Annotated in this window: 9 protein-coding genes; 2 read left to right on the top strand and 7 right to left on the bottom strand. The window is 60.9% G+C overall.

Annotation, left to right across the window (positions count from 1 at the left end):
• Positions 1 to 75 precede the first annotated feature (75 nt).
• Complete coding sequence (locus JF616_10380) at positions 76 to 1,353, top strand: hypothetical protein (GenBank protein MBW8888150.1); 1,278 nt, start codon at positions 76 to 78, stop codon at positions 1,351 to 1,353.
• A gap of 79 nt (positions 1,354 to 1,432) precedes the next feature.
• On the opposite strand, the gene mdh is transcribed toward JF616_10380, so the two are convergent.
• The 4 genes from mdh to JF616_10360 form a co-directional block, all read right to left on the bottom strand.
• A complete protein-coding gene (gene mdh / locus JF616_10375; protein ID MBW8888149.1) occupies positions 1,433 to 2,371 on the bottom strand; it encodes a malate dehydrogenase in 939 nt (312 codons plus the stop codon).
• A 67-nt stretch (positions 2,372 to 2,438) separates the two neighbouring features.
• Positions 2,439 to 3,320, bottom strand: coding sequence for a succinate--CoA ligase subunit alpha (gene sucD, locus JF616_10370; protein MBW8888148.1), 882 nt, complete (start codon positions 3,318 to 3,320; stop codon positions 2,439 to 2,441).
• 1 nt (position 3,321) lies between these two features.
• Positions 3,322 to 4,530, bottom strand: a complete 1,209-nt coding sequence (gene sucC, locus JF616_10365) for an ADP-forming succinate--CoA ligase subunit beta (GenBank protein ID MBW8888147.1) — start codon at positions 4,528 to 4,530, stop codon at positions 3,322 to 3,324.
• A gap of 170 nt (positions 4,531 to 4,700) precedes the next feature.
• Positions 4,701 to 5,201, bottom strand: coding sequence for an Rrf2 family transcriptional regulator (locus JF616_10360; protein ID MBW8888146.1), 501 nt, complete (start codon positions 5,199 to 5,201; stop codon positions 4,701 to 4,703).
• A 198-nt stretch (positions 5,202 to 5,399) separates the two neighbouring features.
• On the opposite strand from JF616_10360, the gene JF616_10355 reads away from it, so the two are divergent.
• Positions 5,400 to 6,224 (top strand): transporter, encoded by an 825-nt coding sequence (locus tag JF616_10355; protein MBW8888145.1) that lies wholly within the window; start codon positions 5,400 to 5,402, stop codon positions 6,222 to 6,224.
• 117 nt (positions 6,225 to 6,341) lie between these two features.
• Here the strand turns inward: JF616_10355 and JF616_10350 are convergent, their stop codons facing one another.
• The 3 genes from JF616_10350 to JF616_10340 all read right to left on the bottom strand — a co-directional run bounded on the left by JF616_10350 (position 6,342) and on the right by JF616_10340 (position 11,629).
• Positions 6,342 to 6,893: a peroxiredoxin gene (locus tag JF616_10350; protein MBW8888144.1), complete on the bottom strand. Its 552-nt coding sequence runs from the start codon at positions 6,891 to 6,893 to the stop codon at positions 6,342 to 6,344.
• Positions 6,894 to 6,987: 94 nt separating this feature from the next.
• A complete protein-coding gene (locus JF616_10345) occupies positions 6,988 to 10,326 on the bottom strand; it encodes a hypothetical protein (protein ID MBW8888143.1) in 3,339 nt (1,112 codons plus the stop codon).
• Positions 10,327 to 10,450: 124 nt separating this feature from the next.
• Positions 10,451 to 11,629, bottom strand: coding sequence for an acetyl-CoA C-acyltransferase (locus tag JF616_10340; GenBank protein MBW8888142.1), 1,179 nt, complete (start codon positions 11,627 to 11,629; stop codon positions 10,451 to 10,453).
• Between the last annotated feature and the right edge of the window lie 36 nt (positions 11,630 to 11,665).

The raw sequence follows: 11,665 nt of genomic DNA, 5'->3' as shown, positions 1-11,665 counted from the left end.
TTCTGTACTCATATGTTACGAACCGCTATGCTTGTCTTCCAGGGGTTACGGATTCCTAGAGGGGTTCCATTGACGATGATAACTTACACAGGGAAATTGCGCTTGCTCGCCTTTTCGGTAGCCCTAAGTCTTGGGAACGTATTGGCCCAAGGCGATGACGCCGGATTCATCTGCGGTTCCCAAGATGCCTTAGCCCCGTCCTTGGGGAAATCCGCCGATCTCCCGAAGGTGACCAAGGTCTGGTCCGGGACCCTGAAGGCCCTGGTGATTCGGGTCGGTTTTTCCGATGCCGCTTACGCGACCACCGACTCCACCATCAGCAAAACCAACGCGGCCATCAACGTGCAATACCACGCGATGTCCCGCAATCTCTTCGAATGGACCTGGAGCGTCTATCCGACCGTGCTCAACGCGCCCGGCACCCGTAACGACTATGCGGCCGATTTCACCAGCCTGCAAACCTGGATCACCCAGCAAATCACCGCCCTCGGCCTGAAACGCGGCACCGATTACGATGTCTACGTGGCCAACTTCCCGCTGCTCAACCTGACCTGGGCGGGGCTTTCCAATCTGCGCGATGCCGATTGGATCAACGGCAGCTACAGCTCCGGCGTGACCGGCCACGAGCTGGGGCATACCTTAGGGCTGCCGCATGCGCACTCCATCGAAGCCGGGACCGATATGTTCGGGACTCCGGGCAATGCCACGGAAACCAACGAGTACGGCAACCCTTTCGACATCATGGGCCGCGGGGGCTCAACGGGGCATTTCAACATGATGTACAAGTGGCGCATCGGATGGGCCGATACCGACGAGGTCAAGGAAGTGAAAACCACGGGCGTGTTCCGCGTCTATGCCCAGGATAATGCCGCGCATAAGGGCCGCCTCATCGGCCTTAAGGTTCCCGCGGGGGATCCCAACTATGCCTATTGGTTCGAGTACCGCGGTGGCTCTACGTCTTCCCGGACCGGGGCTTCGGTGATGTTCCAGGGTTTCAAGACCCCGACCAACCTCGACAGTTGGTTCTTGGACATGACTCCCCAATCGCGCACCAGCAACGATGAAACCGACGGCGTGCTCGCCTCGGGCAAATCCTTTACGGACAAATACGGGACGTCCACCTTCACCGTGCTCGGGATCAATACCGGGACCTACAATGAGAACGGCTGGGTGGACGTGCAGGTCATTTACAATGGCATGCCGCTGACCCTGGCCCGGGCCTTCCGCAAGGCCCATGGGAACCATCCGGAGGGATTGGATCTGCTAGGACGGGCTTTGGACGCTTCCTCGGCCCGGGTCCTGACCTTGACAGCGCGGGATGGGGTTCCCCGCCTTCTTTGGAACGGCAACTGATTCGACCCCGCCAATAGCGTGGGCCGGCCCGCCCGTGAGGGCGGGAACACGCGAGCCCCGTTCACCGGGGCCGCGGGGCTTACCCCATCTTCTTGTCGACCCACTCCACCAGCGACTTCACCGCGGCCATGGAGACGTCGAACAGCTTCTTTTCCGTCTCGTCCAGCTCGACCTCGAGGACCTTCTCGACGCCGCCGGCGCCCAGGATCACCGGCACCCCGGCATACAGGCCTTTGACCCCGTATTCCCCGTTGAGCTTGGCCGCGCAGGTAAGAACGTTCTTCTTGTCCTTCAGGTAAGCCTCTGCCATATGGATCGCCGACATGGCCGGGCTGTAGAAGGCGGAGCCTGTCTTGAGCAAGGCCACGACCTCGCCGCCCGCGTTGGCGGTGCGCTTGTAGATGGCGTCCAGCTTTTCCTTGGTCAGCAATTGCGTAACGGGGATGCCCCCTACCGTGCAATAGCGGATGAGGGGAACCATGGTATCCCCATGGCCGCCCATGACCAAGGCGCGCACGTCCTCGTTGGACACGTTAAGGGCCTCGGCCACCAGGGCCGCGAAACGGGCGCTATCCAATACGCCCGCCATGCCGGCCACGCGGTTGGCGGGGAAGCCGGTCACGCGCTGCATGGCATAGACCATGGCATCGAGGGGATTGGTTACCACGATCACGAACGCATTAGGGGCGTTCTTCTTGATGGCCTCGCCCACGGTCTTGATGATGCCGAAATTGACGTCCAGCAGATCGTCGCGGCTCATGCCGGGCTTGCGGGGCAGCCCCGCGGTTACGATGATCACGTCCGCGCCGGCGATGGCAGCGTAATCGTTCGACCCGATCAGGTTGGACGAAGTGGGGATGAGCGAGCGCCCATGCATGATGTCCAGGCTCTTGCCCTGGGGCACGCCTTCGGCGATGTCCACCGTGATGACGTCCCCGAGTTGCTTCTGGGCCGCCAGGAGGGCCATGGTGCCGCCGATTTGCCCGGCGCCGACGAGCGCGATCTTGTTCCGTGCCATTCTATTCCTCGTTCCTTCTAGTGTTGATTGCCTTGCCGCCGCGGCCTTAACGCCGCGCGGGAGAATTTCACTTACCCTTGGCCTTCATGGCTTCGACCATGCGCTTGCCGATCTCGGCCGCGGTCTCCGCCACCGTCACGCCCGCATCCCGTAAGGCCTGTTTCTTGGCCTCGGCTCCCCCGGTGTTCCCGTCGATGATGGCGCCGGCATGGCCCATACGTTTGCCCTTGGGCGCGGAGGCCCCGGCGATGAAGGCGACTACGGGTTTCTTGACATGCTTCTTGATGTACTCGGCCGCGATTTCCTCGTCGCTGCCGCCGATCTCGCCGATAAGGATGATTCCCTCGGTCTCGGAATCCTCATTCAGCATCTTCACCACGTCCACGTGCGACAAGCCATGTATGGGATCGCCGCCGATGCCCACGGCGGTCGTCTGGCCCAGGCCCGCCATGGTGGTCTGATGCACCGCCTCGTAGGTGAGCGTGCCCGAACGCGAAACGATGCCGATCTTGCCCTTGCTATGGATGGGCCCGGGGGCGATGCCGATCTTGCAAACGCCCGCGGTCACGATGCCGGGGCAATTCGGTCCGATGAGGATGGCCTTCTTGCCCTTCAGGTAATTGTGCACCTTGAGCATGTCCATCACCGGAATGCCCTCGGTGATGGCCACGATGAGCGGGAGGCCGGCATCGGCGGCTTCCAGGATGGCGTCCGCGGCATAGGCCGCCGGTACGAAGATCATGGTGGCATTGGCGCCGGTGGCCTTGGCCGCCTCGGCCACGGAATTGAAGACCGGGAAGCCTTCCACCGTGGTTCCGCCCTTCTTAGGGGTTACCCCGCCCACCACGTTGGTGCCGTATTCCCGGCACTTCTGGGAATGGAACAGGCCGGCCTTGCCGGTGATGCCCTGGGTGATGAGTCTCGTGTCTTTGCCGATCAGGATGGCCATCTTACTTTACTCCTTTGGAGCCGGAGACGCCGCCGGCGGCTCCCGCCTTCATGCTTTTCACGACTTCGGCCGCCTTGCGCGCGCCATCCTCCAGGTCCGTCGCGCTGACGAGATCCAATCCGGATTTGTCGATGACTTCCTTGCCTTCCTTCACGTTGGTGCCTTCCAGACGCACTACCAGCGGCACCTTGAGGCCCGTGGTCTTCACGGCGTTGACGACGCCGCGGGCGATGCGATCGCAGGGCATGATGCCCCCGAAGATATTCACCAAGATGGCCTTCACGTGTTTGTCCGAACTGATGATTTCGAAGGCCTTGGTGACGGCCTCTTCCGATGCCGAGCCGCCCACGTCCAGGAAGTTGGCCGGCTGGGCGCCGTAATGGGCGATGATATCCATGGTGGCCATGGCCAGGCCCGCGCCATTCACCATGCAGCCGATGTCCCCGTCCAGCTTGATATAGCTGAGGCCGTATTTGGCCGCTTCGATCTCGGAAGGATCCTTCTCCGCGTTCTCGTCGCCGCCGGTATCCTTTTGCCGGTACACGGCGTTATCGTCGATGTTGAACTTGCAATCCAGGAGGGCCAGGCCGCCCTTGTCGTTCACGATCAGGGGATTGATTTCCAGCAGGCTGCAATCCTTCTCCTGGTACAACCGGTACAGCTTTTCCAGGATGTCGGCGAAGGCTTTGGCCTGTTCGCCCTCCAGGCCCAGGAATTTTGCGCCTTCGGCGGCGAGCGCCGCATCGAGATTCCGCCCCCAGGCGGGATACAGCTTCTTGATCTTCTCAGGCGTCTTCTCGGCCACGTCCTCGATGTCCATCCCGCCTTCCGGGCTCAGGATGAAGGCGATGTTGGCCTTGCCGCGATCGAGGGTCACCGCCACGTACAGCTCCCGCTTGATAACGCTGGCCTCTTCCAATAGGACGGCTTCGATCTTCACGCCCTGCGGACCGGTCTGCTTGGTCACCAGGGTCATGCCGATGAGTTGCTGGGCCATGGCTTTGGCTTCGTCCGCGGTCTTGAACAGCTTGATGCCGCCGGCCTTGCCGCGACCGCCGGTATAAGCCTGGGCCTTGGCCACGCCCGCGCTCATGCCGAGCTTGGCCAGGGCGGCGGGCACTTCGTCGGCCTTGAAGACGACTTCCCCTTTGGGAACGGGCAAGCCCGCCTGGCGCAAGATCGCCTTGGCTTGGTATTCGTGCAACTTCATGGAGGATCCTTGTTGTTTTAGACCGGTAAAAAATGCTCAAATTCGCGCGGGGGATCAATCGAATCCGCCATCCCGCGGATGTCATTTGATGATATCCGGACTCTGCCCGGCCTACGCCGGCGTCCGATTGCCATGTTGACGGGAGAAAAGGCGGCCCGCTTGCGGTCCGGTTACTTCAGGACCGGGCAGCCGAACTGGGGCTTAAGGAAATGCTTTTCCGGCACGCGGTTGAAAGGATCCTGTTTGGCGCGGACCATTAGCTTGAGATTGGTATTGGCCAAGCTCTGCACCAGCGCCACTTGGGCCCCGTGCATCACCGACATGATGGAGCAGCCTTGGAAGGCATCGCAGTGCTCGGGATGCTCGAGGCATTCCATCAGGTTGATCCGGCCTTCCACGGCCTCGACGATTTCGAGGATGGGGATGAACTCCGGATCGCGCGCCAGCATGATGCCGCCCTTGGGACCGGGCAAGGTGCGTAGTAGCCGCGCCTTGGAAAGCTTGGAGACGATCCCGTGAAGGAAACGGAAGGACAAATGGCAGTGTTCGGAGATCTGCTGGACCGGAACCGGGCGGGGTTCACCGCCCCGATCCTCATCACCGCCATACCATTGGCGGGCCAGGAACTGCATGGTACGGAGAGCGTAATCGGTTTTCTTGGTGAATTTCATGGCCTAAACGGCGCTCCCGCAGGCTGCGGAACCAGTTCTTGTAATATAGTCTATCCCCTGATTCCGGACTTTTCCAGGCCCGGAAACGACCTTGATTAGGGCGATCGCATCAAAATATTGAAATCCATGCCCCGATTCAGGTAAACTTTGCCAGTACCGCAAAGCCCGCAAGCCAAATCGCAAGCGTAGGAGCCTGGAATGTCGCATAAGTTGATGGTCGCCTCCTTCACCGTTGTCCTCACGGCCGTGGCGCCTTTCGCCCTCGACGAATACAATCCCGTCCCGGCCCGGGTGATGCAAATCAATGTCGGGATGGAACGCTCGGACATCACGGGGGTCTACCAAGACACTTGGGAAAGCGACGGAGTCGAGAACGAGAACAATCCCCTGAGCTTGCCCATGCAGGGTAAATTCGGCTTGATGGACAACCTCGAAGGTTCGATGGAGGTCAACTACCTGATCCAGGACGATAGCGGACATACGGGCTTGGATCGCCCCAGGCTGGCTTTGAAATACCTGGATCCGACCAAGGGGCTGGGCGGCTTTCTCGCCATCGCGCTGCCGGTGGGTTTCGAGGACATCATGAACGCGGGAAATTACGCGACCCTGAGCTTCGGGGCCATGTACAACAAGATTTTCCCGATGCTGAATCTGAAGAGCAATGTTTCCTACTCGTTCAACACCGAGGACAGCCATAAGAGCAAGATCGATGACATCCGCTTCTACGCGAAACCGGAATACCCGCTGCCCCTGAAGGCCTTGACCACGCGGGGGCAATACCTGGGCCTGAACCTGGCGCTTAGCTACGATTTCATGTTCAACCGGGAAGTGGACGGCAATTCCTCCGACGACGGCGCGCATCTGTTCGTGGCGACCCCGGGCGCGTACTACACCTTAAATAAGATCGTGAGCGCAGAGCTCCAGTTCCCTGTCACTTTGGCCGGGCAGTTCATGGAGGAGACCCGGGCCGTGCGCCTGGAGCTTTTCTTCACCCTGGACGAAGGCCTGTACAACTCGCTCTAGAACGCGGCGATATCCAGGGGCCCATAGGCCCCGCGGGGTCGTAGATCCCGTTCGGATGGGAGGGGCCTGCGAAGGGCCCCTTTTTTTTACTAGCTCATTCCGGCTTGCTTTACGCGGTCATTTCGGCTTGCGGAGCTCGGCTAGGGCCGCCAAGACTTCTTCGCTGTGGGTCGCGGGCTTTACGCCCAAGAATACGCGCGCGACCTTCCCCTGGGAATCGATGATGAAAGTGTTCCGCGCCGAAAGCTTCTTACCCAAGTAATTGTTGAGCGATCCGTAGCGGGCCGAAACCGTGCCGCCGCTATCGGCCAAAAGCTTGAAACGCAAGCCTTCCTTGGCGCAGAAATCCTTATGCGAACCGGGCGTATCCAAGCTGACCCCGAGGATGGCCGCATCGTCCTCGGCGTACTTGGCGCTATCCCGTTGGAAGTTATGCGCTTCGAGGGTGCATCCGCCCGTGAAATCCTTCGGGTAAAAATAAAGGACCAGCCAATGGCCGGAGAAGTCCTTGGGACCCACCGGCTTGCCATCTTGATCGGGCAAGGTGAAGTCCGGAGCGGGCTGACCTACCGCGATGGAATCCTTGGCGGCATGGGCTGAATGCGGTAGGAAAGCCAGGGCGAGGGCGAAAGCCAGGGCGATCGAGGGTGCGGAGAACTTGGCGCGCATGGCGACTCCCGGGAAGTGGGTGATAGCCTGAAATACTATTCGACCGGCGGCGGATCCAAGGGATCGAACGAATCCGGCGCAAGTCGTCAGTAGATCAATTCTGATTCAGCCAATTCGTGATGACGGCGATGGTGTCAGCCCCCATGGTGGAGCCTTGAGGCATATATCCAGCGGCCAGGCTGGACCGGCTGATGCGATCCTTGATGGCCGCGGCAAAGGACACGACCGTGGCTGAATCCATCCAATTCGGCTGGGTCAATTGGTTGGTGGATGCATTGTGGCAGGCGCTGCACCTCGAGGTAGTGATTCCCAAAATGTTAGCAGTAAACGAAGTCCGGATAACGTTCACCGACCAGGGCGCGGTCTTATTGCTGTCCAGGGACTTCACCGTCACGCTATGCAGGCCCAGATGTTTGGTCGTGATCGCGGTCGCGGCGCCATTGAGGACCAAGCCGGTATCCCCCGCCGCCAGGGTCAAGGCGATTGACTTGTTGGTGGCATTGGCCGGGTTCCATGTGATGGATGGGGCCAGGAGGAATCCGATGTTCGTCGTAATCGGGGCGGTCGAAAAACTGATGACGCCGACCGGTCCCACGCTGAACTTGAAGGTCGCCTTGACGGTGGGATCGGCGATCGAGGTCGCTACCACGGTTACCTGGCCCACCGAGGCCTTCGGGAGCAACTGGGTTCCGCGCACCGCGGCCACGTTGACGGTATCGCCCGCGGTGATCGCCAAGGTAAACGACTTATCGGTGGTGGTGGTCGGATTCCAGATCAAGCGGGGGCTGATCAGGGCCCCGGAAACAGTGCCGTTGGTATCCGGGATGATAATCGACTTCGGGATAACCGGGCCCACCGTGAAGACGAAGCGGGCTTTCTTGCCGCCGTCGGTGGAGGAGGCTTCCAAGGTGTCCTTGCCGAGAATCATGCCGGTGATTTTGAAACCCGAATCGATCTTGACCTTGGGGCTGGCGATCTTGGAGACCACCGTGAAGGCCTGGTTGGACGCATTGGCCGGGAAAAAGACCGGCTTCAGGTAGACCGAATCCCCGACCGCGCATGCGGTATCGTGCACGGCGATCGAATCGACCTTGATGGGAAGCACCTTGACCAAGATCAGCTTGGAGAATCCCCCGTCGATGGCGCGCACTTCCACCGTTGTCCCTGCACTCAGGGCCTTGCCCAGCATACGGGTACCCAGGATGCCCACCTTGGCCGTATCGGCGCTGACCAGGATGAAGGATTTGTTGGTGGCGTTGGCGGGATTCCAGACGATGGCCGGTTCCTTCTGGGTCTCCAGCACCAGGCTGTCGTCTGGAACGGTGATGCCTTTGAGGGGAACCACTTTCGAGTTCAACCATGTCAGCAGGATGCGCAGCTCGGCCGGGGTGAGATCGCCGTTGGGCGCGCCCTTCAGCGGCATCTTCCCGGGCGCGTTGGCGTCCCGCGTCAAGCGATCCAAGGCATTGGAGCCATCCCCTATCAGGGCCGAGGAATCCTGCCAGTTGAAGACCTGATCGGGGCCATGGCAGGGCGTGCATTTGACGGTGGTGATGGGTTGAACGTTTTTCAGGAACGAGGGCAGGTCCACCGTAACCTTGAATTTGGAATGGCGGCCGCCCTCGTCGAGAAGGACGTCTATGGACGTGGAACCCACGCCCGCCGCGACCAGGCGCTTACCCACGACGGTCACGATTGACGTATCCAGGGTGGTCAAGATGAAATCCTGATTGGACGCGTTGACGGGATTGAAGGTGATAGGCGCGGCCAGGGTATCGCCCATGTTAACCTCGGTATCCTTGACCGCGATGGAAGCCAAGGGGACCGAGACGCGCCCTAGCCATCCCAAGAGCACCCGCAATTCCCGCTGGGTGATCGGCCCGCCCGTAGCGCCCGCCACCGGCATGTGGCCAACGGCCGTATCCGGAAGGGTGAGCCGGAGCATGGCTATCGGGCCTTTGCGCACGAGCTGCGCCGAATCGGTCCAATTGAAGGTCGCCGGGGGGATGTGGCAAGGGGCGCATTTGGAACTGGTGATCGGCTTGATGTCCTGAATGAAATTGGCGAGCGCGACGGTAAAGTCGATGGTATCGCGGAGATCCCCGTCCACCGTGGCGGCCACGATCTTCGCCTTCCCGACCGCCTTCGCGATCAACTTGTTCCCATCCACCTCCGCCAAAGCCGTGTCCAGGCTCTTGAGGGTGAATCCCTGGTCGGTGGCATTGGCCGGATCGAAAGTCAGCTGGACCGCCAAGGTATCGCCCGGCAAGGCCCGCAGGCTATCCGACGTAATGGCTTTCACATGGATAACCTTACGCACCACGTCCACCGTGAATGTCGCGGTGAAGCCGCCGTCATTGGTCTTGACCGTGATCTTCGCCGAGCCGACGGACATGGCCTCGAGACTGTCCTTATCCCCGACCACCGCCACTTTGGAACTGTCGCTGGTCGTTAGCGTATATCCTTTACGGGTCGCGTCCGCCGGTTGGAATTCCAGCACGGGAGGGAATCGATCCCCCACCTCTTTCGTTTGATCCTTAGCGCCGATCCCGCCCACCGGCACCCGTACGCGTACGATGAGGGTATCCTTGGCCCCGCCATCGCGGGACGCCAGGACTAGTTTGGCCTGCCCGGCCTTGAGGCCGATCACCTTCTTGCCATCCACCGCTATCAAGCCGCTGTCCAGGCTTTCCTCGGTAAATTCCTTGTCGGTGGCATTGTCCGGTACGATGCGGACCTCGGGCGCCACGCTATCCCCCACCCTAAGCTGAAGGGTATCCGCCAGCAGCCCGGTCACGCGCACCACGGCCACGTTGACCGTGAAGGTCACCTTGATCTTGCCATCCGCCGTCAAGGCTTCGACGTGGGCCTTGCCGGCGGCGAGGCCCTTGATACTATCCCCCGCCACGGCGACCAGGGTGGTATCCAAGGATTTAAGCACGATGCGCTTGTCCCCCGGATTCTCGGGTTCGAACTTGATCGCAGGCGAGCGCGTCTCCCCTACGTTCAGGGTAAGGCTATCGGCCAAGATGCGGGAGATGAGGAGCACCGCGGGCTTGGTACTATCCGGCGAGCCGAACCCGTCCACCGTGTGCAGGTTACGATAGGCGACTTGATCCCCGGAGTAGCCGGTCACCACTACCGAGAAATCCGGTTTGACCTTCGAGCTCAGCTTGATGGTGATCTGCTTGGTGGAGGCCTGCAGCTTTATGGTTTGTGACTGTACGGGGCGGGTCGTATCCCCGGCCGCGGGCGCGGCCCCGTTGAAGATCTCGACCAGGACGCTATCGAATTTCCCGACCCGGGATGAATCCAGATTCAGGGTGATGCTGTTTTCGTCCGCGGGAGCGGTGTTGCAAGACCAGATGAAAAGGGATACCAGGAGGAGGCACGCGCAGGCGGCCCAAGCCCAAAGGACGCGTTGGAATCGCATGGGTTCGGGGGGAACGGAAAAACCAGGGGAAACGATGGCCATGAGTGGCCGAAATATAACTCATGGCACTATAAAACCCCCGGCTCCGGGATGGGCCGAGGGTCCTAACGGGGAAACCGTGGGGTTACAGCATTTCGAAGAGGCCGGCCGCGCCCATGCCACCGCCGATGCACATCGATACGATGCCGTACTTGCCGCCGCGGCGCTTGAGCTCGTTCAGCAGGGTCACGGTGAGCTTGGTGCCGGTGCAACCCAGGGGATGGCCCAAGGCGATGGCGCCGCCGTTCACGTTCACCTTCTCTTCCGGGAAGTCGATGGCCTTGAGCACGGCCAGGCTTTGGGACGCGAAGGCTTCGTTCAACTCGATGAGATCGATCTGGTCCTTGGAAAGGCCCGCCTTCTTGAGGACCGCGGGAATGGCCTCCGCCGGGCCGATGCCCATGATTTCCGGCGCGCAACCGACGACGGCGAATTTGACCAGGCGGGCGATGGGCTTTAAGCCCCGGGACTCGGCGAACTTCCGGGAGACCACCAGGGTCATGGCCGCGCCATCGCTCACTTGGGAGCTGTTGCCCGCGGTCACCGTACCGTTGTTCTTGAAGGCGGGCTTAAGCCCGCCCAAGGCTTCCAAGGTCGTATCGGCGCGGGGGCCTTCGTCCTGGGCTAAGGTGCGCTCGATGGACTTCTCTTTCTTATGCCGATCCAATTGCGTCTCCGTCCACACCACCGGGACGATTTCGTCCTTGAATTTCCCGGCTTGGATGGCGGCGAAGGCTTTCTGGTGCGACCGCAGCGAGAAGGCATCCTGTTGTTCGCGCGTGATGCCGAATTTCGCGGCCACGCGTTCCGCGGTCAGCCCCATGGTCATGTACGATTCCGGGCGCTTGCCCACCAGTTCGGGGTTGGGCGCGATCTTATGACCGCCCATGGGGATCATGGACATGCTCTCCAGCCCGCCCGCCAGGATGGCTTCCGCGTCCCCCAGGTTGATCCGATCGCTGGCCAGGGCGATGGATTGCAATCCCGAGGAGCAATACCGGTTGATAGTCATGGCCGCGGTCCTGTCGGGCAGGCCGGACATGAGGCCAACCATGCGGGCCACGTTCATGCCTTGTTCCGCTTCCGGCATGGCGCATCCGAGGATCAGATCCTCGATATCCTCGGGTTTGATTCCCGGCGCGCGCTTGAGCACTTCGCGCACGGTGATGGCCGCCAGGGTATCGGAACGGACGTGGGTGAAGGACCCTTTGCCGGCTTTGCCGACGGGAGTGCGGACCCCCGCTACGATGACTGCTTCACTCATGATTCACCTCTCCGATCTTGTTTGTCTGATTTCGTG

The organism is Fibrobacterota bacterium, from assembly GCA_019509785.1.
In the GTDB taxonomy this organism is placed as follows: Bacteria; Fibrobacterota; Fibrobacteria; order UBA11236; family UBA11236; genus Chersky-265.
The sequence above is the reverse complement of the archived record's forward strand: the minus strand, read 5'-3'. Positions and strand labels throughout refer to the sequence as shown.